Source organism: Rhodococcus sp. FH8 (assembly GCF_019266085.1).
GTDB classification, from domain to species: Bacteria; Actinomycetota; Actinomycetes; order Mycobacteriales; family Mycobacteriaceae; genus Rhodococcus_F; species Rhodococcus_F qingshengii.
The window spans coordinates 109,549-131,509 of sequence record NZ_LPNQ01000078.1 but is presented as its reverse complement, the minus strand read 5'-3'; the positions used below and the strand labels follow the sequence as shown (position 1 = coordinate 131,509).

The 21,961-nt window shown below is 63.0% G+C and carries 21 protein-coding genes and 1 pseudogene; 13 read left to right on the top strand and 9 right to left on the bottom strand.

The window, feature by feature from the left end; genetic code table 11:
* Positions 1-16 precede the first annotated feature (16 nt).
* Positions 17-796, bottom strand: coding sequence for an META domain-containing protein (locus ATN38_RS24415; RefSeq protein ID WP_218748831.1), 780 nt, complete (start codon positions 794-796; stop codon positions 17-19).
* 35 nt (positions 797-831) lie between these two features.
* Positions 832-1,431 (bottom strand): TetR/AcrR family transcriptional regulator, encoded by a 600-nt coding sequence (locus ATN38_RS24410; protein WP_003944690.1) that lies wholly within the window; start codon positions 1,429-1,431, stop codon positions 832-834.
* Positions 1,432-1,537: 106 nt separating this feature from the next.
* On the opposite strand from ATN38_RS24410, the gene ATN38_RS24405 reads away from it, so the two are divergent.
* Complete coding sequence (locus ATN38_RS24405) at positions 1,538-2,104, top strand: NAD(P)H-dependent oxidoreductase (protein ID WP_030534957.1); 567 nt, start codon at positions 1,538-1,540, stop codon at positions 2,102-2,104.
* A 55-nt stretch (positions 2,105-2,159) separates the two neighbouring features.
* Here ATN38_RS24405 and ATN38_RS24400 read toward each other — a convergent pair whose 3' ends face one another.
* Complete coding sequence (locus ATN38_RS24400; protein ID WP_218748829.1) at positions 2,160-2,987, bottom strand: siderophore-interacting protein; 828 nt, start codon at positions 2,985-2,987, stop codon at positions 2,160-2,162.
* Between the two features lie 291 nt (positions 2,988-3,278).
* Here ATN38_RS24400 and nrdH point away from each other — a divergent pair, with 291 nt between their 5' ends.
* The 3 genes from nrdH (at position 3,279) to nrdE (ending at position 6,212) form a co-directional block, all read left to right on the top strand.
* Positions 3,279-3,509, top strand: a complete 231-nt coding sequence (nrdH, locus tag ATN38_RS24395) for a glutaredoxin-like protein NrdH (protein WP_003944717.1) — start codon at positions 3,279-3,281, stop codon at positions 3,507-3,509.
* Positions 3,510-3,591: 82 nt separating this feature from the next.
* Positions 3,592-4,071, top strand: a complete 480-nt coding sequence (gene nrdI, locus ATN38_RS24390; RefSeq protein ID WP_211920412.1) for a class Ib ribonucleoside-diphosphate reductase assembly flavoprotein NrdI — start codon at positions 3,592-3,594, stop codon at positions 4,069-4,071.
* Positions 4,029-6,212 (top strand): class 1b ribonucleoside-diphosphate reductase subunit alpha, encoded by a 2,184-nt coding sequence (gene nrdE, locus ATN38_RS24385; protein WP_003944756.1) that lies wholly within the window; start codon positions 4,029-4,031, stop codon positions 6,210-6,212. Before nrdI ends, nrdE begins: the two co-directional genes overlap by 43 nt.
* Positions 6,213-6,273: 61 nt before the next feature.
* Here the strand turns inward: nrdE and ATN38_RS24380 are convergent, their stop codons facing one another.
* Together ATN38_RS24380 and ATN38_RS24375 are read right to left on the bottom strand one after the other, a co-directional pair.
* Entirely contained in the window at positions 6,274-6,486 is a 213-nt protein-coding gene (locus tag ATN38_RS24380) for a hypothetical protein (RefSeq protein WP_003944723.1), read from the bottom strand.
* 12 nt (positions 6,487-6,498) lie between these two features.
* Positions 6,499-7,416: an SPFH domain-containing protein gene (locus ATN38_RS24375; RefSeq protein ID WP_003944699.1), complete on the bottom strand. Its 918-nt coding sequence runs from the start codon at positions 7,414-7,416 to the stop codon at positions 6,499-6,501.
* 170 nt (positions 7,417-7,586) lie between these two features.
* On the opposite strand from ATN38_RS24375, the gene nrdF reads away from it, so the two are divergent.
* On the top strand, positions 7,587-8,552 hold the full coding sequence (gene nrdF / locus ATN38_RS24370) for a class 1b ribonucleoside-diphosphate reductase subunit beta (protein ID WP_003944744.1): 966 nt from the start codon (positions 7,587-7,589) through the stop codon (positions 8,550-8,552).
* 73 nt (positions 8,553-8,625) lie between these two features.
* Here nrdF and ATN38_RS24365 read toward each other — a convergent pair whose 3' ends face one another.
* The 3 genes from ATN38_RS24365 to ATN38_RS24355 form a co-directional block, all read right to left on the bottom strand.
* Positions 8,626-9,099 carry an NUDIX domain-containing protein gene (locus ATN38_RS24365; protein WP_073512987.1) on the bottom strand — a complete coding sequence of 158 codons (474 nt, stop codon included), beginning with the start codon at positions 9,097-9,099 and terminating at the stop codon, positions 8,626-8,628.
* Positions 9,100-9,165: 66 nt separating this feature from the next.
* Positions 9,166-10,260, bottom strand: coding sequence for an iron-siderophore ABC transporter substrate-binding protein (locus tag ATN38_RS24360; protein ID WP_218748827.1), 1,095 nt, complete (start codon positions 10,258-10,260; stop codon positions 9,166-9,168).
* Positions 10,261-10,309: 49 nt separating this feature from the next.
* Entirely contained in the window at positions 10,310-11,305 is a 996-nt protein-coding gene (locus ATN38_RS24355) for an ABC transporter substrate-binding protein (protein ID WP_030534954.1), read from the bottom strand.
* A 350-nt stretch (positions 11,306-11,655) separates the two neighbouring features.
* On the opposite strand from ATN38_RS24355, the gene ctaD reads away from it, so the two are divergent.
* The 4 genes from ctaD to ATN38_RS32945 all read left to right on the top strand — a co-directional run bounded on the left by ctaD (position 11,656) and on the right by ATN38_RS32945 (position 16,397).
* The gene (gene ctaD / locus ATN38_RS24350) at positions 11,656-13,446 is read left to right on the top strand and encodes a cytochrome c oxidase subunit I (RefSeq protein WP_020907234.1); all 1,791 of its coding nucleotides are present in this window, start codon (positions 11,656-11,658) and stop codon (positions 13,444-13,446) included.
* 116 nt (positions 13,447-13,562) lie between these two features.
* Positions 13,563-14,783 carry a phosphoserine phosphatase SerB gene (gene serB / locus ATN38_RS24345; protein ID WP_003944761.1) on the top strand — a complete coding sequence of 407 codons (1,221 nt, stop codon included), beginning with the start codon at positions 13,563-13,565 and terminating at the stop codon, positions 14,781-14,783.
* On the top strand, positions 14,780-15,565 hold the full coding sequence (locus ATN38_RS24340) for a peptidyl-tRNA hydrolase (RefSeq protein WP_063836273.1): 786 nt from the start codon (positions 14,780-14,782) through the stop codon (positions 15,563-15,565). Before serB ends, ATN38_RS24340 begins: the two co-directional genes overlap by 4 nt.
* 37 nt (positions 15,566-15,602) lie before the next feature.
* Positions 15,603-16,397 (top strand): YitT family protein, encoded by a 795-nt coding sequence (locus ATN38_RS32945; protein ID WP_256932131.1) that lies wholly within the window; start codon positions 15,603-15,605, stop codon positions 16,395-16,397.
* Here the strand turns inward: ATN38_RS32945 and glgX are convergent.
* Positions 16,310-18,352: pseudogene (glgX, locus tag ATN38_RS24335) on the bottom strand (glycogen debranching protein GlgX); the annotation flags it as partial. The gene ATN38_RS32945 and the pseudogene glgX sit on opposite strands and share 88 nt — an antisense overlap.
* Positions 18,353-18,403: 51 nt before the next feature.
* On the opposite strand from glgX, the gene ATN38_RS24330 reads away from it, so the two are divergent.
* Genes ATN38_RS24330 through ATN38_RS24315 form a run of 4 tightly spaced genes read left to right on the top strand, consistent with a single transcriptional unit; the run spans position 18,404 to position 21,960 of the window.
* Complete coding sequence (locus ATN38_RS24330) at positions 18,404-19,225, top strand: ABC transporter ATP-binding protein (protein WP_003944728.1); 822 nt, start codon at positions 18,404-18,406, stop codon at positions 19,223-19,225.
* A 56-nt stretch (positions 19,226-19,281) separates the two neighbouring features.
* Complete coding sequence (locus ATN38_RS24325; protein WP_029255094.1) at positions 19,282-20,100, top strand: NUDIX domain-containing protein; 819 nt, start codon at positions 19,282-19,284, stop codon at positions 20,098-20,100.
* 10 nt (positions 20,101-20,110) lie between these two features.
* On the top strand, positions 20,111-20,890 hold the full coding sequence (locus ATN38_RS24320; RefSeq protein ID WP_003944701.1) for an enoyl-CoA hydratase/isomerase family protein: 780 nt from the start codon (positions 20,111-20,113) through the stop codon (positions 20,888-20,890).
* 53 nt (positions 20,891-20,943) lie between these two features.
* Positions 20,944-21,960, top strand: coding sequence for a class I SAM-dependent methyltransferase (locus ATN38_RS24315; RefSeq protein WP_003944733.1), 1,017 nt, complete (start codon positions 20,944-20,946; stop codon positions 21,958-21,960).
* Position 21,961: the final 1 nt, after the last annotated feature.

Below are 21,961 nucleotides of genomic sequence, written 5' to 3'. Positions count from 1 at the left end.
AGCCTGCAGCGTCTGGTCAAGCCTGCGCAGTCAGTATCAATCCGGTGTCGTCGGGCTTGCGCAGGGTCAGCGTGTCGGCGTCGACGGAGTAGCTCACTTCGCCGTCGAGCACCGCCAGGATCTGGCGCTCGATGTCCATGTTCTCCTCGGGGCAAGCCATACGCGTGGTTGCCATCGGCGTGAACGTGACTGTGGTGTCGGACGTCTGGGCGCTTCCGGTCATGCGATTGCATCCGGTGCTCCCGCTGACCGAACCGTCTGCGGCAATCGTCAGTTCGGGAGCTGACGTCTCCAGAGCCAGGCTCGTACTGATCGCATCGGGACTGATTAGGGACGTGACAGTCCACGTCGTGCCCTGCAGCGGTCGATCCGGCGTGACGATTTTCTTGTCCTGCAGGGTGACTGTGGCGTCCTTCGATGTCAGGACGAGGGTGTCGCCGTCGAGGCTCCACGCCGGCGCGGCGGTCAGCAATGTTGTTGTCCAGGAGTCGGACTCGGCGATGCCGGGAGGGCAGCCCATCATGGTCGACGCCATGGTGCCGGTGGTCAGCGTGCCGTCGTTGAACTCGACCGAACCGTTTGCCGTGTTGCATCCGGCGCTCGCGGACACTCGACCGGCCTGGCTGAAGTCGAGAGTCAGCGGGCCGCCGCCGGGAATTTGTGTTCCATCCACGGAGGTCGAGATGAACACACGACCGGAGGGATCCGTCTTGTCTTCGGGGGTGTCGGACGAAGCGGAGCAACCGCTTACCGCGGCGATGGTCAGGAGGCCGATGACGGCTGCAGCGATGCGCATGGGCTCACATTAAGTGGTGGGACGGATCTGGGGAGTCAACATCGAGTAACGCGCCGGGCAAGGTCTTCCCAGCCGGCCGCCAGGCGCTCAGTGGTCATCCCGAGATCGCGCACCTGATGAAGGACGAGCGACGCTTCGAGTGGTGCCAACAGTGCTGAAGCGAGCAGATCGAGGTCGCCCTCGACGCCGGCTCCTCGAAGAAGCCCGATGACGTGAGCGATGCCGAGAGCCCGGGCCGGACCGCCAAAGCGGTATTCAGGAGCGTTTTCCGCCGCTCGGAGGACTTCGCCCTGTACTTCCACCATGGCAATCCGGGCTCGTCCGAACGCGATGAGGCGCTCGATCGGCGGCGCGCCCGGACCCAACGGTGGGGGGCCGAACATGAATGCCTGCTGCAGTTCTCGCTCGGTGTGATCGAGCAGTGCCTGCATCAGTCCCGATCGATTGCCGAAGCGCCGAAAAACTGTGCCCTTGCCCACACCGGCCCGGCACGCGACAGCATCCATCGTCACCGCGTCGACACCTCGCTCGGCAACGAGGAGGGCTGCGGCGTCGAGCAGAAGTACGCGGTTACGTGCTGCGTCACCGCGCTCGACCGGCGCGGCGCCGATCTGGGGGAGGGGGATTGCGCTCACGGGATCAGGTTACAGGGCCGGGGAATGTAAGTGGACCGCGGTCCGTTTAGTTGATATAACTTTCAACCGGAGCCACCAACCGCACCACTCTCGAAGGAAACTCGCTATGTCACAGACCAATGTTCTCGTTCTCGTCGGCAGCCTGCGCGCCGGATCCGTCAACCGCCAGCTTGCCGAGACGGCTGTGTCCGCCGCACCCGAGGGTGCCACGCTGACGGTCTTCGAAGGCCTCGCCGACGTCCCCTTCTACAACGAAGACATCGACGTCGAGGGTGCTTCCATCCCCGCTGTCGACGCACTGCGCTCCGCTGCGAGCGACGCGGACGCGTTCCTGCTCGTCACCCCCGAGTACAACGGCACCATTCCCGCAGTTCTGAAGAACGCCATCGACTGGATCTCGCGTCCGTACGGTGTCGGTGCAGTCAAGGACAAGGCTGTCGCAGTCATCAGCGCTTCGCCCAGCGGCAACGGCGCCAAGTGGGCACACGAAGACACCACCAAGGCGGTCCGTATCGCCGGCGGCAAGGTCGTCGAGGACACTGCACTGAGCATCGGTGGAACCGGCGCACTGTTCGGTGAGCTGCACCCGCGTGAGAACGCAGAGGTGCTCGCTCAGGTCTCCAAGGTCGTCTCCGACCTCGTCGACGCCGGCAAGCAGCTCGTCAACGCGTAATTCGTTTCACGAATGAGGGCCATGCCGGAAGGTGTGGTCCTCACTCGTATGCGCGCTAGAGCCCTTCGCGTTCCATCGCGTCGTCGACCGCGTCGCGAACCGACTCGAAATCCTTGCCGGCCATCATCGCTTCGCCCATCGCAGCATCGATACGGTCGGCGACGGCGGCGTACCGACGCTCCCAGTTCTCCTTGTCCTCCCGCCAGTAACCCATCACGTGCATGCGGTTTGCCGGGATTTCCCATGTTCGACGCAGGTGAGTGCGGATGCGTCTGGCGGCCGCGGCCTCGACTGCACACCAGATGTAGCCCTCGCCGGGAGGCAGGGCAGCGCCGGCCAATTCGGCGAGCAGCGAGTCCGATTCCTCGATCCATCGGTAGTGAGCGTCGGCGCGCGTCGTGAACGTCTGCTGTTCGCTCGGCGCGGGTACCTGCGCGATGACGTGGATCGGTAGACCGTCGGGTGCTTCTTCGAGAATTCGCCCGATCGCGGGCAGAGCGGCGTGATCGGCGACCATCAGCAGCCAGTCGCAACCTGCCGGCGGCGTGAACCACCCGCTCGCCGTCGAGAGGTGAACGGTCTCGCCCGGTTGCGCAGTCGCGGCCCAGAGTGCCGCGCCGCCGTGGCCGTGGAGAACGAAGTCGATCTCCAGCTCGTTCTTCGACGGCTGCCAGCGCCGGACCGTGTAACTACGGGCGTGAGGGCGAATGAGAGGGAATCTGACGAGCACCCGTTCGTCCGGGCTACCACTCGTCTCGAAGTCGCTCAGGCCCTCCCCGCCGAAGGTGATTCTGCGCATCAACGGTGTCACCTGCTGTGTTCTCGTCACGGTTGCCTCGTGGCGTGGAGCCTCGTCCTTCGGGGGTGTTTCCACGACGCTCATGGTAGGTCCGTGGCGCGGCTCCCAGAGGCTGGCGAGCACAAAAAGAAACTGTGACGCGCGACACGCCGACGCGCCGGGAAATGAAGGCGCTGAACTGGGGCGACCTGGGAATTCCAACGATGTGACTCACAACATCTCGCGTTATGTGTTTCTGTCGGCCACTAGGTGTAGTGTCTTGAGCACTGAGAGACCACAACGCGGAACGCTTCGAGCGAGACTCCGGCAATCGGTCGTATCGGTGCTGAACATCACTACATCGGCCTTTGTTGGCTAAGCGAAAGAGGGACTCTCATGAGCATCACCGTCTACACCAAGCCCGCTTGCGTTCAGTGCAATGCCACCTACCGCGCCCTGGACAAGGCCGGTCTCGAATACAACGTCATCGACATCACCGAGGATGCCGAAGCCCGCGACTACGTCATGGCTCTCGGGTACCTCCAGGCACCCATCGTGGTTGCCGGTGAAGATCACTGGTCGGGCTTCCGTCCCGATCGCATCAAGACCCTGACCGTCGCTGCTTGAAGCGCCGCAGTGTCGGCGGTGGACACCTCCGCCGACACATCTGAGTAGTTCCGGGCACCGTACAAGAAAATGGTGACAACCGATGACTTCGCTGGTCTATTTTTCCAGCGTGTCGGAGAACACCCACCGATTCGTTCAACGTCTCGGCCTGCCTGCGACACGTATACCTATCCATGACCGTGACGGCTCATTTCGTGTAGACGAGCCCTATGTGCTGATTCTGCCCACCTATGGTGGCGGGGTCACCGTGACAGGGCGCGACTCCAGTTATGTACCGAAGCCGGTCATTCGTTTTTTGAACAATCCACACAACAGGTCGTTGATCAGAGCAGTGATCGCGGCGGGAAACACCAATTTCGGTGAGTCCTTTTGCTATGCAGGAAACATCATTTCCCAGAAATGCCACGTTCCTTTTCTGTACCGGTTCGAACTCATGGGCACTGCCGAGGACGTCGACCGGGTACGAGAAGGCTTGGGGGAGTTCTGGAATCATTTCGAAACAGAGAAGGAGCACGGGCAGTGGCGCCAACCATCACTGACACGATCGCGGCAGGAAGCGTAGAGCGTGATGCGCGCGGCGGCGATTCCACCAACGGTCTCGACTACCACGCACTCAACGCCATGCTCAACCTGTACGGCGCCAACGGTGAGATCCAGTTCGAGATGGATGTCGCTGCAGCCCGTCAGTACTTCTTGCAGCACGTCAACCAGAACACCGTGTTCTTCCACAACCTCGACGAGAAGCTGGACTACCTCGTCGAGGAAAACTATTACGAGCCCGAGGTTCTCGATCAGTACTCACGTACTTTCGTGAAGTTCCTGATCGATCACGCGTACGCCAAGAAGTTCCGCTTCCCGACGTTCCTGGGTGCATTCAAGTACTACACCTCCTACACGCTCAAGACCTTCGACGGTAAGCGCTACCTCGAGCGTTTCGAAGATCGTGTCTGCATGGTTGCGCTCACCCTGGCCGCAGGCAACGAAGACCTGGCCGTCGAACTCGTCGACGAGATCATCGCCGGACGCTTCCAGCCCGCCACCCCGACGTTCCTGAACTCGGGCAAGAAGCAGCGCGGTGAGCCCGTGTCCTGCTTCCTGCTTCGTATCGAAGACAACATGGAGTCCATCGGTCGCTCCATCAACTCGGCACTGCAGCTGTCCAAGCGCGGTGGCGGAGTTGCCTTGCTGCTCACCAACGTTCGTGAGCACGGCGCCCCGATCAAGAAGATCGAGAACCAGAGTTCGGGTGTCATCCCGATCATGAAGCTTCTCGAGGACTCGTTCTCCTACGCCAACCAGCTGGGTGCGCGTCAGGGTGCCGGTGCTGTGTACCTGCATGCGCACCACCCCGACATCTACCGGTTCCTCGACACCAAGCGTGAGAACGCCGACGAGAAAATCCGTATCAAGACGCTCTCACTCGGCGTCGTGATCCCGGACATCACGTTCGAGCTGGCGAAGAAGAACGAGGACATGTACTTGTTCTCGCCGTACGACGTCGAGCGCATCTACGGAGTTCCGTTCTCCGACATCAACGTCTCCGAGAAGTACTACGAGATGGTCGACGACAAGCGAATTCGCAAGTCCAAGATCAAAGCTCGCGAGTTCTTCCAGACCGTCGCCGAATTGCAGTTCGAATCGGGCTACCCCTACATCATGTTCGAGGACACGGTGAACCGGGCAAACCCGATCGAGGGCAAGATCACGCACTCGAACCTGTGCTCGGAGATCCTGCAGGTTTCGACGCCTTCACTGTTCAACGACGACCTGTCCTACTCGAAGGTCGGCAAGGACATCTCCTGCAACCTGGGTTCGCTGAACATCGCGAAGACCATGGACTCGCCCGACTTCGCCAAGACCATCGAAGTGTCGATCCGCGGATTGACGGCGGTGTCCGATCAGACGCACATCTACTCGGTGCCGTCGATCGAGCAGGGCAACAACGACTCTCACGCCATCGGCCTCGGTCAGATGAACCTGCACGGATACCTCGCTCGTGAGCGGATCTTCTACGGCAGCGAAGAAGGCATCGACTTCACGAACATCTACTTCTACACCGTGCTCTTCCACGCACTGCGTGCGTCGAACAAGATCGCCATCGAGCGCGGCTCGTACTTCAAGGGTTTCCCGGAGTCGAAGTACGCCTCGGGTGAATTCTTCGACAAGTACACCGATCAGGCTTGGGAGCCGGCAACCGACAAGGTTCGCGGACTCTTCGCCGATGCGAAGCTGCACATCCCCACTCAGGACGACTGGCGTGAGCTGAAGGCTTCGGTTCAGAAGCACGGTATCTACAACCAGAACCTTCAGGCCGTCCCGCCGACCGGCTCGATCTCGTACATCAACTACTCCACCAGCTCCATCCACCCGGTGGCGTCGAAGATCGAGATCCGCAAGGAAGGCAAGATCGGCCGCGTCTACTACCCGGCGCCCTACCTGACCAACGACAACCTGGAGTACTACCAGGATGCCTACGAAATCGGGTACGAGAAGATCGTCGACACCTATGCTGCCGCAACGCAACACGTCGACCAGGGCCTGTCGCTGACGCTGTTCTTCAAGGACACCGCAACCACTCGCGACATCAACAAGGCGCAGATCTACGCGTGGCGTAAGGGCATCAAGACGCTGTACTACATCCGTCTGCGTCAGATGGCACTCGAAGGCACCGAGGTCGAGGGCTGCGTTTCCTGCATGCTGTAAAGGGCTCCGCCCCCGTGCGCCTTTTCGGTAGTGGTTACTACCGAAAAGGCGCACAGGGGTATCAGGCCGGCGGGCGGCCGGGACCGTGCATCTTGCCGGCATTCTTCGGCATTCGACCGTGCTCGGTGAGTGCGCGCCGAAGGAGAAACTCGATCTGGGCGTTGGTACTTCGGAGATCGTCGGCGGCCCAGCGGGCGAGGGCGTCGTGTACCGCTGGGTCCAACCGAAGAAGGATCTTCTTACGCTCGGATCGCGGAGCTGGATCCGTGGCCATGTGGCCTTTCCTTTACTGGTAGAGCGAACCGGTGTTCAGCACCGGTTGTGCGTCGCGGTCGCCGCACAGCACGACCAGAAGGTTACTGATCATCGTGGCCTTGCGTTCCTCGTCGAGTTCGACGACGTGCTTCTCCTCGAGCTGCTTGAGTGCCATGTCGACCATGGACACCGCGCCTTCGACGATTTGCTTGCGGGCGGCTATCACAGCACCCGCTTGCTGGCGCCGAAGCATCGCGCTGGCGATCTCCGGTGCATACGAGAGCCTGTTGATGCGTGTCTCGATAACTTCGACACCCGCCGCACGCACGCGGGCGTGAACCTCCTCCGACAAGGTGGTGGTGATGATATCGGCGTTCTCGCGCAACGAGACTCGGCCTTCGGCGTCGTACGGGTAGCTACCGGCGATATGGCGGACGGCCGCCTCGGTCTGTACGGAGACGAACTCCTCGTAATCGTCCACCTGGAACGAGGCGAGCGCTGTGTCGGCCACCTGCCAGACGACCACCGCCGAGATCTCGATGGGATTGCCGTCGGCGTCGTTCACTTTCGCCTGACCGGTCTCATGGTTTCGGATGCGCGTCGAGATCGATCGACGGACCGTCAGCGGGTTTGTCCATCGCAGTCCCGGCGTGCGCAGGGTGCCGCTGTACGAGCTTCCGAGAAGTTGCAGAACTCGGGCTTGATTCGGTTGCACCAAGGTCAGGCCCATCAGGAGGGGGAGTGACGCGATGAACAGCACCACTCCGACCGGAATCAGGGCGAAGAGTCCCAGAACTCCGCCAACGACGGACAGCGCGATTCCGGCCAGGAAGAGAAGGACGCCGCCGAGGAGCATCCAGCTGCCGGACAGGTCCCAGCCTGGGCGTTCGGCGATCGTTGTGGTGGCGACACCGGTCGGTTTCTCGGCCACGGTGGGTGTGCTGGTCATGCGAGACTCGCTTTCCATCGGTAAGTGATATTTAATTGATATCACATTTTTTGTACTCGTGGAGGGGCGCGTGCGACACATGTTGTTGTGTTGGCATCGCGGACCCGACACAACGGGTAGTGTTCAGGCAAGCCAACATTCGGCAGTATCTCTCTCGCTAGGTAGGAATTATGGTCAAGCTGGTCAGTCGCGTTTCCGCCATCAACTGGAATCGCGTCCAGGACGAGAAGGACGCCGAGGTATGGGATCGCCTCGTCAGCAACTTCTGGCTGCCCGAAAAGGTGCCGGTCTCCAACGACATCCCGTCCTGGGGAACGCTGACCGCGCAGGAGCAGCAGCTCACCATGCGCGTCTTCACGGGCCTGACGCTGCTCGACACCATCCAGGGAACGGTCGGCGCCGTCAGCCTCATCCCGGACGCGATCACTCCCCACGAAGAAGCGGTGTACACCAACATTGCCTTCATGGAATCGGTGCACGCGAAGAGTTACAGCTCGATCTTCTCGACGCTGTGCTCCACCCCCGACATCGACGACGCGTTCCGCTGGTCGGAGGAGAACCCCAACCTGCAGCGCAAGGCGCAGATCGTTCTCGACTACTACAACGGCGAGTCGCCGCTCAAGCGTAAGGTCGCATCGACGCTCCTCGAGAGCTTCCTCTTCTACTCCGGCTTCTACCTGCCGATGTACTGGTCCTCGCGAGCCAAGCTCACCAACACCGCAGACCTCATCCGCCTCATCATCCGCGACGAGGCCGTGCACGGGTACTACATCGGCTACAAGTACCAGAAGGGCCTCGAACAGCTCACCGAGGCCGAGCGTGAAGAGCTCAAGAACTACACGTTCGAGTTGCTCTTCGAGCTCTACGAGAACGAGGTCGACTACACCCAGGACCTCTACGACGGCGTCGGTCTGACCGAGGATGTCAAGAAGTTCCTGCGCTACAACGCCAACAAGGCGCTCAACAATCTCGGCTACGAAGGACTCTTCCCGAAGGACGAGACGGACGTCAATCCGGCTATCCTGTCGGCACTTTCACCGAATGCGGACGAGAATCACGACTTCTTCTCCGGCTCGGGTAGCTCCTACGTCATCGGCAAGGCCGTCAACACCGAAGACGACGACTGGGATTTCTAGAGAGCGACCTACATGCCGAAGCCCGACTCCTGCACACGCGGGAATCGGGCTTCGGCCGTGTATTGAGAGCGGGCTAGCGCTGAAACCACGCTTCCGGCTTGTCCAGCAACGCTTTTGCGAGGCGCAGACGCGAGGTTTCCGTCATGTCCGAAGGCAGTGCGCTCGGCGCGAACCACGCGACCTCGAGGTTTTCGTCGTCCGCCACGTGTGCATCTCCGCCGGTCCACCTGGCCAGGAAACACACGTCGAGGTACTGAGTCACGTCGCCGTTGGGGTACGTAATGGGCTCTGTGACATCGACACTCGTGATCCGAATCAATTCGGCGTCGACGCCGGTTTCTTCCTTCGCCTCGCGCACCGCCGCCGCCGACGGTTCCTCCCCAGGCTCGAGAACGCCGGACACGACGGCCCACTGACCGTTGTCGGCGCGACGGGTGAGCAGGACCCGACCGTCGTCGTCGCGGATCACGACGCTCACTCCGGACAGCCAGAGCGGCGCATGACCGACCTTCTCGCGCAAAGCGACAATGAATTCCGGGATCGGCATGATCAGAACCCGACCGTCACAGTTGTGGCGAGCCGCTTCGAATGTCGGAGTTGTGGTTCGTCCCAGTCAGCTCGCATATCCGTTCAAGGTTCCCTTCAAGTCCGCCAATACGGCGCGGGCGGCAGTCATCCCGTTTCCGTTCCAGATGTCGTCTTCAGCGACGAACACACGCCGGTCGGTGGCGGCGGCGAGGTCTTGCCACTGGTCGCTCTTCATGATCTCGGTGCCGTAGGTACGGCCGTTCGGCCCGTCGAAGAGGACGTAGATCAAGTCACCTTCGGCGACGCTCAGATCGTCGGCCGGAATCGGTGCCGTGGTCGCATCGGTCAATCGCTGCGCCGGTGGGCGCCGGACGCCGACGTCGCTGAGGATCTGTCCGGCGAAGGATGCAGGGCCCTCGATCTGTAGGTCCTTCGAACCGAACCGAACCACTGATGCCTGCGTCTGCGATGCATTCAATGCGTCGCCGAGCTGCACGACGTCCTGCTGGTAGCGGTCGAGCTCCGTCGCAGCCGCGGACGAACGGCCCAGTGCCTGGCCGGCGAGGGCGAACTGCGCTTTCCAGTACACGGGATCCGAGCCCGCGAACACGGTGGGGGCGATGGCGTCGAGTTGCCCGTACAAGCCGTCGGACGCCGGACTGGACCCGAGGATCAAGTCCGGCGCGGCGGCCTTCACGGCGTTGACGTCAGGTGTGCTCACGGGGCCGACACTCGGAATCTCCGAGATGCCGAAACCCAGGTACGACGGTTGAGGTGAGTCGACACCGGTCGCGGCGCCCACTACCCGCTCCCACAGGCCGAGGGCGCACACGGCGTCCATCGAGACGCTGTCGAGGACCACGATCCGTTGGGGATCGGAAGGAACCTCGGTTTCACCCGCAGTGTGTACGACTCGACGCTTCACCCCGGGGCCCGCTCCCGGGTCGGCTTGCGTCGGCGTCGGGCACGCGGTGGCGGTGTCGCGTTCGATGCCCATCACGCCGGCACCGGCGATCGACGTAGTGGTCCGGACGATGGTGCTCGCGGGATCGTCCGACGAGTCGGACGAGCAACCACCGAGGACGAGCATCGTGGCGGCGATCCCCAGGATCGAGACACGACGAACGGACGTGCGGGCGGTCGTGCGTGAGAGAACAGACGTGCGTGAGAGAACAGACAAGTCGACGGCTTCCTGTGTGAGCGGGCGCCGTTCAGGTTAGCTGTTCGACTCAGCTGTTCTGCTTGTCCACCTCGAACGTGTCCGAGAGGTCGTCGAGGATCATGTGCGCGCCCTGGATGCTGACCGGCGACATCCACCGTGAATCGTCCACGTCCACCTTGCGTCCTCGAAGGGTCTGCCACAGCGGGCTCTCGAGGAATGGCTTCGCAGCTTCGGCGCTCTTGCCCTCGGCGTCCTGCCAGGTGCTGATGAAGATGACGTCCGCGTCGGCTTCGTTGATCAGCTCGGGGCTGATCTTCATCATGATGTTGCCGGCATCGGCGGGGTCGGGTCCCTGGTTGTCCGGGCGCTTCAGCCCGGCATCCTGAAGAACGATGCCGCTGAACGAGGTAGTGCGGTAGAGGCGTGCGGTCGGTTCACCGGCGAACCGGACTACCGAGATGACCGGGTTGTTCGCCTTCTCGTTGATTTCCTTGCCGACGGCAGCCGCGCGAGTTTCGTATTCGGAGATTTTCGCCTCGGCCAGCGATTCCTTGCCCAGCGCTTGACCGACTACGCGGATGTTGTCCTTCCACGTCGGACCGGTTGTCTGGGTGAAGACGGTGGGCGCGATTGCGGAGAGCTGCTCGTAGTTCTTCCCGTCGCGGACCTCGGCGGAGATGATGAGGTCCGGCTGCAGTGCGGCGATCTTCTCGAGGCTTGCGCTGCTGACCGTGCCGACCGAGACGGCGTCCGGGGCGAATTCCTCCCGGGAGGATCCGAGGTAGTCGGGCAGACCGGGCTCGCGGTAGTCGACGTAGCCGACGAGCGGGGATTCGAGGAGAAGGACGGCGTCGGTGAAGCTGTTGTCGAGCGCGACGATCCGCTGGGGTGCGGCCGGGATTTCGGTGCTTCCGCGGAAGTGCTCGACGGTACGGGGAAATGCGCCCGACTCGGTCGAGATGGTGGTTGCAGCGGGCTCGTCGTTACTCGAGCACGCTGGAACGACCAAGGCGATCGAAGCTGCGACCGCTACCAGCGCGGCCCGGCGGGGAAAGAATTTCACTGATTGGCTCCTGAGATGAGTTAGGCGAGGGTGACCTTATCAGTGGAGAGGTTGGCCGAAAACGGACACCGACCGAATTCTTCGACGCGCACGACACGCCGATTCGGAAGTGGGTTCGGACTCCCGGGGGAACATAAACCGCAGGTCGTTCGTTCGGTGCCGTGAAAAACGGATGCTCGAGTACGACGCAGAGTAGGACCGGGTCGCGGTGCCTCGGAGTCACGGTCTACGATTCGATGAGCGCAAGCCAGAAGCCGTTGTCCGCAGCCCGGGCGACGGACCCTGCGGGCGCAACCAAGGGCTCTTTGACGGAGTCTGCGGAGCGACCAAAGGCACATTCAGGAGGATCAGTGACTGCCGTAGCGCCCCAGCCAGTCCCCACGATAGCGCCGGCCAGGCCTTACCCGCCGCGGCAGGGACCCAAGGGCTCATTCATTTTCAAGATGATCACGACCACCGATCCCAAGGTGCTCGGAATCATGTACTTGGCGACTTCCATCGCCTTCTTCCTCATCGGTGGCCTCATGGCACTGATGATGCGTGCCGAACTTGCTGTACCCGGCATGCAGTTCCTTTCCAACGAACAGTTCAACCAGCTGTTCACCATGCACGGCACGATCATGCTGCTGCTGTACGCGACCCCGATCGTCTTCGGCTTCGCGAACTACATTCTTCCGCTCCAGATCGGTGCACCCGACGTCGCGTTCCCGCGCCTGAACGCGTTCAGCTACTGGCTGTACCTGTTCGGTGCGATCATCACGACGGCCGGATTCGTCACGCCCGGTGGCGCAGCAGACTTCGGTTGGACGGCATACACGCCGCTGACCAGCGCGCTGCACAGCCCCGGCGTCGGCGCCGACCTGTGGGTCCTGGGTCTGGCCGTCGCCGGCCTCGGCACCATCCTCGGTGGCGTCAACATGGTCACCACCGTGATCTGCCTGCGCGCACCCGGTATGACCATGTTCCGCATGCCGATCTTCACCTGGAACATCTTCATCACCAGCATCCTGATCCTGCTGGCGTTCCCGCTGCTGACCGCTGCATTCATGGGCTTGTTCGTCGACCGCCATCTCGGTGGGCACATCTTCGACCCGGCAACGGGCGGTGTGCTCCTGTGGCAGCACCTGTTCTGGTTCTTCGGTCACCCCGAGGTGTACATCATCGCGCTGCCGTTCTTCGGCATCGTCTCGGAGATCTTCCCGGTCTTCAGCCGTAAGCCGATCTTCGGCTACAGCGGCCTGGTGTACGCAACGTTGGCCATCGCCGCTCTGTCGATCGCTGTGTGGGCCCACCACATGTACGCAACCGGCGCTGTTCTCCTGCCGTACTTCTCGTTCATGACGTTCCTGATCGCCGTGCCGACAGGTGTGAAGATCTTCAACTGGATCGGCACGATGTGGAAGGGACAGTTGACCTTCGAATCGCCGATGCTGTTCTCGATCGGCTTCCTGATCACCTTCCTCTTCGGTGGTCTGTCGGGTGTCATCCTCGCGAGCCCGCCGCTCGACTTCCACGTCACCGACAGCTACTTCGTCGTCGCCCACTTCCACTACGTGGTCTTCGGCACGGTCGTGTTCGCCACGTACGCCGGTATCTACTTCTGGTTCCCGAAGATGACCGGTCGCATGATGGACGAGCGCCTCGGCAAGTGGCACTTCTGGACCACGTTCGTCGGTTTCCACGGCACGTTCCTCGTTCAGCACTGGCTCGGTGCCGAAGGTATGCCGCGTCGTTACGCCGACTACCTGCCCTCGGACGGGTTCACGGTTCTGAACTCGGTGTCCACGATCTTTGCCTTCGTACTCGGTGCCTCGACGCTTCCGTTCATCTGGAACGTCTTCAAGAGCTACCGCTACGGCGAGGTGGTCACCGTCGACGATCCGTGGGGTTACGGAAACTCGCTGGAGTGGGCAACCACCTGCCCGCCGCCGCGTCACAACTTCACCGAGTTGCCGCGCATCCGTAGCGAGCGTCCGGCGTTCGAGCTGCACTACCCGCACATGGTGGAGCGGATGCGCGCGGAAGCGCACGTCGGCCCCGGCCACGGCGGGAAGAACGCCAGCACCGTGCTCGAAGATGCTCGTCACGAGCCGCTCACGGTCGGGGACGAAGGCGACCCCGGAACCGACAGCCGCTCCTGAGCGAAGTAACACACTGAAGTAATCAGCGAAGGCCCCGCCCGAGTAACGGGTGGGGCCTTTCGCTTGGCACAATAGTGACGATCAAGACGCGAACGAAGAAACGATCGGAGTTTTCGGTGGGTGCCTCTGACACCACTGTTCTGGTGACTGTGACCGGGCCGGACCGCCCTGGCGTCACCTCGGTACTGTTCGCGGCGCTGTCGCGGCACGATGTGCGTCTACTCGACGTGGAGCAGGTGGTGATTCGAGGTCGACTGACACTCGGTGTCATGGTTGCCTGCCCGAACGATCCCGAAGCGCTTCAGGAAGAACTCGAACAGGCGATGGCGACGGTCGGAATGAACGTCGACATCGAAATCGGTGCCGATCCCGGACGGCCCGCGGTGTCCACCCACGCGGTCGTTGTTCTCGGTAGCCCGGTCAATGCTCGCGCAATGCGATCGGTTGCACGCGAACTCGCGAAGCAGGGCGCAAACATCGATTCCATCCGTGGTGTCGCCGACTATCCGGTCACCGGCCTCGAACTCAGCGTCAGCGCGGCCGATACGGCCGACGGCGACGCGAAGCTGCGCACCGGACTCGCCGAGGTCGCCGCTCTCGAAAACGTCGACATCGCGGTCGAGCGCGCAGGTCTCGCTCGCCGGGCCAAGCGTCTGATCGTGTTCGACGTGGACTCGACGCTCGTCCAGGGCGAGGTCATCGAGATGCTCGCCGCGAAGGCCGGCGTCGAGGACGAGGTCCGCGCCGTCACCGAAGCTGCGATGCGCGGCGAGATCGACTTCACCGAATCACTGCACCAGCGTGTGGCGACACTCGCCGGTCTCGACGCCTCCGTCATCGACGAGGTGGCAGAGAGCATCGAACTGACGCCGGGTGCGCGAACCACGATTCGCACCCTGCGCCGTCTCGGATTCCACTGCGGCGTGGTGTCGGGTGGCTTCCGGCAGGTCATCGAAGGCCTCGCACACGAACTCGAACTGGACTTCGTGCACGCCAACACCCTCGAAATCGTCGACGGCAAGCTGACCGGACGTGTGATCGGTGAAATCGTCGACCGCGCCGCGAAGGCCGTTGCGCTGCGCAAGTTCGCCGATCAGGTCGGTGTGCCGATGGAACAGACCGTCGCCGTCGGTGACGGTGCCAACGACATCGACATGCTCAACGCCGCGGGCCTGGGCGTGGCGTTCAACGCCAAGCCTGCGTTGCGGGAGGTCGCAGATGCTGCGTTGTCGCATCCCTTCCTCGACGCTGTGCTGTTCATTCTCGGTGTGACCCGCGACGAGGTCGAGGCTGCGGACGCCGTCGACGGTGGCGTGCGACGCGTACCGATTCCATGAGTTCCGATCCAGCATTCAGTTCCGATCCAGCTGTGATGTCCGGCCCCGATTCGCGCTGGCGCGAGCGCCACGCGGTGCTGGCTGCTGGGTACGGAGGGCGAGACGATCCCGCGGATCCGGCGCTGGTGTTGGCGATGCCGATCGTTCTGCACATTCCGAAGGCAGACCCGCCCAAGCGCACCGCACTGCTCGAGGCTGCGGCAACGGCGGCTGTGGCGCTGTGTCTGGACGAACGCGTCGGGTTCACCGAAGACGGGGAACCCGGCCCCTGGCACGAGGACTATTCGGCGTGGGTGGGTGCCCGGATTCGGAAGGTGTCTCGTCGAGCGCGAGGAGCGCAGTGGCTCGCCGCGCAGGAGGTACCGGGAATCACCGTCGATGTGGATGGCGCGCAGGCGCGGGCTCTGGTTCCCGGGCCGGTCGGAGAACTGGACCCGCGAATCAAGAAGTTGCAGATCGGTGGGACCGATCTCGAGCACGACGAGCCTGGCCCGCCGGAGCCTGGTCTTCCGGTGCTGTGGATCGACTCGGCGCTCGAGATGACGGTTGGCAAGGCGTCGGCACAGGTCGGGCATGCCTCGATGTTGTTGGCGGCGGCCATGTCCGAGAAACAGTGCTGGGCCTGGGCGCAGAACGACTTTCGCTGCTCGGTGCGCGACGCGAGCCCGGAACAGTGGGCCGAAGCAGTAGTTCGGCTGAAGAAGTCGGAGGCCGTCGCGGTTCGTGACGCTGGTTTCACGGAAGTGGCACCAGGCTCCATGACAGTCATCGCGGTTCCGTAGAGACGCAACCGACCAGTCCAGTATCGGAAACTTGGCTATGGATGAACAGTCCAGTGGCCATCAAGATGGTCGGGTGTTGATACGGAGATTCGCCTCGCTGTTCGTTGGTCTGTGGTTGTACGGCTTCTCGATGGCCATGATGATCACAGCCGGTCTTGGTCTGGATCCCTGGGATGTGTTCCATCAGGGCGTGGCCGAGCATGTTTCGCTCAGTTTCGGCGTGATCACTGCGATTACCGGTGCGGTGGTACTGCTGCTCTGGATTCCGATCCGTCAGCGGCCGGGATTCGGAACGGTCGCCAATGTCGTTGTAATTGCCATCTCGGTGGATACCTCACTGGCCTTCTTGCCGGTCTTTGATTCCATGCCAGTTCGAGCCGTGATCATGGTCGCGGGAATCCTCCTCAACGGACTGGCCAGCGTTCTCTACATCGGCGCGGGCATGGGGCCGGGCCCCCGCGACGGATTGATGACCGGACTGGTCGCTCGCACAGGTCTGTCGGTCAGGCTCGTGCGTACCAGCATCGAGATCGCGGTCCTCACGACCGGATGGCTCCTCGGTGGAACCGTCGGCGTCGGAACAGTGTTGTACGCCTTCGGGATCGGACCGACCATTCAATTCCTCATCAAGGTGCTGCCGGATTCCATGACAGCAGCGGTGACCGGAGGACGTGTCACGGAACGTAAGGCCAAGACCGTGGGGCCGGTCAGCGAAATCTCGGTGCCGACGGGAACTTCGGCCGTGGAGGCAGGTTCTCCGGTGGGTGACGCCGAATCGAACGATGCAGTCAAGGTGCCGTCGAACCATTCCGGAGTGCCGACGGTGACCTGAACCGGTCCACCGGAATGCAGGATCAGGAGCCAACTGTCGTCACCGAGTGGGCGCCCGGTTCGAGTGTGAGACCGAACGTCGGCTCCGTCGATCCAGGCCTGCAGCGTTCGGTGACTCTCGTCGTACCATGCGGTGTCGTCGAACTCGACGCCGGCAGCGTCGAACCAGACGAGGTCCGGGTGCTCCAGTCTTCTTCTGCCTTCGAAGAATTCGGGCTGACGCAACGCCGGTGCCGTTCGGCGTAATCCGAACGCTCGGGAGACGAACTGCACCAACGACTGATCGGCCGCCGTCCAGTCCAGGGCCCACGAATCGGCTGGGGAGGCAAGTGTGGGAACACAATACGCGTTGTTGTTTCCGCCGAGACTGTGGCCGAACTCGTCTCCGGCGGTGAGCATCGGTGTGCCTGTCGACAGCACGAGCGTGGCCAGTAGCGCCCGTACATGACGTGCCCTGGCGTCCTGAATCTCGGGATCGGTGCTCGGGCCTTCGATTCCGTGGTTGAACGAATCGTTGTGATCGGCGCCGTCACGATTGTCTTCACCGTTGGCTTCGTTGTGCTTGTGGTTGTACGCGACCAGATCGGCGGCGGTGAACCCGTCGTGCGCTGTGACGAAGTTGATCGACGCCCATGGGCGACGGCCGCTGCCGGCAAAGATGTCCTCAGAACCGGCGAGGCGCGACGCGACCTTCCGGACGCTGGAGCCGCCGTTCCAGAACTGGCGAATGGTGCTGCGGTACTTGTCGTTCCATTCCGACCATTGGAGTCCGAAGTTTCCGACCTGGTAACCGTCGGCAGTGGCATCCCACGGTTCGGCGATGAGCTTGCACCGGGTCAGTACCGGATCGGAGGAGATGGCCGACAAGATGGACGCCCGCTGGTCGAAGCCGCCGCCGCGCGGCCTACCCAACGCGCTCGCGAGATCGAATCGGAAGCCGTCGACACCCATTTCGGTGGCCCAGTAGCGGAGGCTGTCGGTGATCATGCGGACGGCGATGGGGGAGCAGGCGTCGACCGTGTTGCCGCACCCGGTCAGGTCGATGTCGCGGCCGTCGCCGTCGAGAAGGTAATAGCCGGGGCCGTCCAAACCTCGCCAGCTGACACTGATTCCGTCGACACTCTGCTCGCAGGTGTGGTTGTAGACGACGTCGAGGACGACCTCGATGCCTGCCGCGTGTAGTGCGTCGACCATGATCCGGAACTCGGTGACTTCGCCGCCCGGAGTTGCCGCGTATCCGGGATGCGGGGCGAAGTACGACGCCGTCGAGTATCCCCAGTGGTTGCGCATCCCTCGCTCGCGGACGCTGTGTTCGGTCAGAAATGCCTGTACGGGAAGCAGTTCCACGGCAGTGACGCCGAGTGAGACGAAGTGATCGATCACGGCCGGTGCCGTCAGGCCGAGGTACGTTCCGCGGTGGGCGGCGGGTACTCCTGGATGACCGGCGGTGTACGCGCCCACATGCAGTTCGTAGATGACGCTTTCCTCCCACGGCGTCTCGAGGCGGGCTCCGGCGGGCGCGAGGCCGGGAGTCACCACGGACAGCGGCACGTGGCCGAGCGAGTCGACCGTCGACGGGTCGCCGAAGGGATCGCCGGCGTACGACAGGAGGGCACGGTGATCACCGAGACCCCCCTCGATGCGGCGCGCCCACGGATCGACGAGCAGCTTGTGTGGATTAAGTCTCAGCCCGGCGCGCGGATTCCACGGGCCGGACGCCCGAATTCCGTAACGCTGCCCCGCACCGATCCCGGAGATGATTCCGTGCCAGATTCCGTACGTGTGTTGCCGAAGTTCGACGCGATCTTCGTTTCCGTCCTGGTCGATCAGGCAGATCTGGACGCTCGACGCAGCTGGGGCGTGGACCGCGAACTGGGTTCCGGAGTCCACGATGTGGGCGCCGAGTGGGAACGGAGACCCGGGCGTCGGGGTGTGAGTTTCGATGAGAGGCGACACGCAAGATGATCCTGCCGTGAACGGCCGGAGAATGTGCGGGAAGATGTTCGGGTGCCGCTACCTGATCCAGATCTGCTCATCGATTTCGACAACGTACTCATCCGTCGGGGAGGGTCCACTCTCGTGGGGCCCGTCACCTGGAAAGTGGAGCTGGACGAGCGATGGGTGGTGCTCGGACCCAATGGTGCCGGCAAGACCTCGCTGCTGCGCATCGCGGCCGGTGAGACTTTCCCGACCAGTGGTTCTGCCCACCTCCTTGGCGAAGTTCTCGGCAAGGTCGACGTCAACGAGTTGCGCCCGCGAATCGGTTTGTCCTCGTCGTCGTTGGCGAACCGCGTGCCCGGCGACGAGAAGGTCAGCGACCTCGTCGTGTCGGCGGGCTACGCCGTTCTCGGTCGGTGGCGCGAGGAGTACGAATCCATGGACACCTCGCGCGCTGTGGAGATGCTCGAAAGCCTCGGCGCCGAGCACCTGGCGGATCGGACGTACGGGACGCTTTCCGAAGGCGAGCGCAAGCGCGTCCTCATCGCGCGAGCCTTGATGACCGATCCCGAACTTCTTCTCCTGGACGAGCCCGCCGCCGGGCTCGACCTCGGTGGCCGTGAGGAACTTGTGGCCAGACTCGCCGAACTGGCTGCCGATCCGGACGCCCCGGCAACCGTCCTGATCACCCATCACGTCGAGGAAATCCCGCCGGGATTCACCCACGCACTCCTTCTCAAGGAAGGGGAGGTCGTCTCCCAGGGGCTTCTGGACGACGTCATCACCGCCGAAAATCTGAGCGCGGCATTCAGCCAGTCCATCAGCCTCGACAAGGCGGACGGCCGATACTTCGCGCGCCGCGCGAGACCGTCCGGAGCTCATCGCGCGTGAGCTTCAGTGGGACCTGAAATGCGTCCCAGATCACAGATCGCGTAGGTTCGCGAAGCATGGCTAACGAGAATACAAACGCTGTCCCCGAGCCCAAGGATGCGTCGACCGTCATCTTGGTGCGCGATGCCGAATCCGGGATCGAGATCTTCCTGCTTCAACGAGTACAGGGGATGGCGTTTGCCGGGGGCATGACGGTCTTCCCCGGCGGCGGCGTCGACAAGTCCGATGCGACGGCCGAGGTCGAGTGGGCCGGACCGTCGGTCGAGTGGTGGGCCGAGCGGTTCAGCACGGATGTTGCTCGGGCGAAGGCTCTCGTCTTGGCTGCGGTGCGGGAAACTTTCGAGGAGTGCGGTGTCCTGCTGGCCGGCCCCACGGCTGACACGGTCGTCGCGGACACGGCCGGCTATGCACAGGACCGAGTAGCTCTCGAAAAGCACGAGCTGTCGTTCAGCGATTTCCTGAAGAAGGAGAACCTGGTCCTGCGCACGGATCTGCTGCGGCCGTGGGCGAACTGGATCACGCCGGTGGGCGAGACCCGCCGCTACGACACGCGCTTCTTCGTCGCAGCGTCACCGACCGGACAGATCGCGGACGGCGTCACCTCCGAGGCCGCCGAGGTTCGTTGGCAGAGCCCGCAGGACGCGCTGGCGCACTGGCGGGAGGGTGGCAGCATCCTGTTGCCGCCGACGTGGAGTCAGCTGACCGAATTGGCCAAGTTCAGTTCGGTGGCGGAGATACTCGCAGCCGAGCCGGAGATTCCCGTCATCCTGCCTACGTTGATCACCGACGAGGAAACGCTGCGCGTCGAGTTCCCGAACCAGGACGGTTACTACGTCGCCGGGCCGCATCCGTGGTCGGTCAAGGCGGCAAAGTAACCTCTCGACCATGGCTGAATTTGTGACTCTCGAGGTTTCCGAAGGCATCGGCACCATCCGTCTGGCGCGTCCGCCCATGAACGCTCTGAACCGTCAGGTTCAGGACGAGTTGGCTGCTGCCGCACACGCTGCGACCGTCGACAAGGCAGTCAAGGCCGTCATCGTCTACGGCGGCGAGAAAGTCTTCGCAGCCGGTGCCGACGTCAAGGAAATGGCCGAGATGGACTACGGCCAGATCCGTGACGCGATCGGCGGCATGCAGGCCGGACTCGGCGCCGTGGCGTCCATCCCGAAGCCGACCGTCGCCGCGATCACCGGATACGCACTCGGTGGTGGACTCGAAGTTGCACTCTCGGCCGATCGCCGGATCGTCGGAGACAACGCCAAGCTCGGAGTTCCGGAGATTCTGCTCGGAATCATTCCCGGTGGCGGCGGAACGCAGCGCCTGGCTCGTCTGATCGGTCCGGCCAAGGCCAAGGATCTGGTCTTCACCGGCCGTTTCGTCGGGGCTGACGAGGCGTTGGCCATCGGTTTGGTCGACGAGGTCGTCGCTCCCGACGACGTGTACACCGCGGCCCGGACATGGGCCTCGCAGTTCGTCGGGGGAGCGTCACGTGCGTTGGCTGCTGCCAAGGCAGCCATCGACGAGGGTCTGAACACCGACCTGGAATCCGGGCTCAAGATCGAGCAGCATCTGTTCGCCGGATTGTTCGCGACCAAGGATCAGGCGATCGGCATGGAGTCGTTCATCGCCAACGGTCCGGGCAAGGCCGAGTTCACGGGCGAGTAGGCTCCCCTAAACTAGAACTTGTTCATCTCTTACCAGCGAGTAGGATAGCCGCCATGACAGCCAGCCCGAATGACGACGCAACCGTCACGCCGCCCGCCGCTACCGACACCTCGGTAGTCGACCCCGCGCCGCGGCCGCACGCCACGGCCGAAGAGGTCGAGGCCGCTCGTAAGGACACCAAGCTCGCCCAGGTGCTCTACCACGACTGGGAAGCCGAAACCTACGACGACAAGTGGTCCATCTCGTACGACGAGCGCTGCATCGACTACGCACGTGGTCGTTTCGACGCCGTCGCGGGCGATCAGCCGCTCCCGTACGAGCGCGCGCTCGAACTCGGTTGCGGCACCGGATTCTTCCTCCTGAACCTGATGCAGGGTGGAGTCGCCAAGACCGGTTCGGTCACCGACCTCTCGCCCGGCATGGTCAAGGTCGCACTGCGCAATGCCGAAAGCCTCGGCCTTCCGGTCGACGGCCGTGTTGCCGATGCCGAGACCATTCCGTACGAGGACAACACCTTCGACCTGGTGGTCGGCCACGCCGTGCTGCACCACATTCCGGACGTCGAGAAGTCGCTGCGTGAGGTCCTTCGTGTCCTCAAGCCCGGCGGACGTTTCGTCTTCGCCGGTGAGCCCACCACTGTCGGCAACTTCTACGCCCGCTGGCTCGGCCGCGCGACGTGGGAAGCAACCACACGCGTGACCAAGCTGCCGTTCCTCGCAGACTGGCGTCGTCCGCAAGAGGAACTCGACGAGTCTTCTCGTGCAGCAGCTCTCGAAGCTGTCGTCGACATCCACACGTTCGACCCCACGGACCTCGAGAACATGGCGAAGTCCGCCGGCGCCGATCAGGTCCACGCTGCCACCGAGGAATTCGCCGCGGCGCTGCTCGGCTGGCCGGTCCGTACCTTCGAGGCGGCTGTTCCGCCGGAGAAGCTCGGTTGGGGCTGGGGGCGTTTCGCTTTCGGTGGTTGGAAGACGCTCAGCTGGGTCGACGAGAAGGTGCTCCGCCACGTCGTTCCTCGCGGATTCTTCTACAACGTCATGATCACCGGCGTGAAGCCCGGCAACTGAA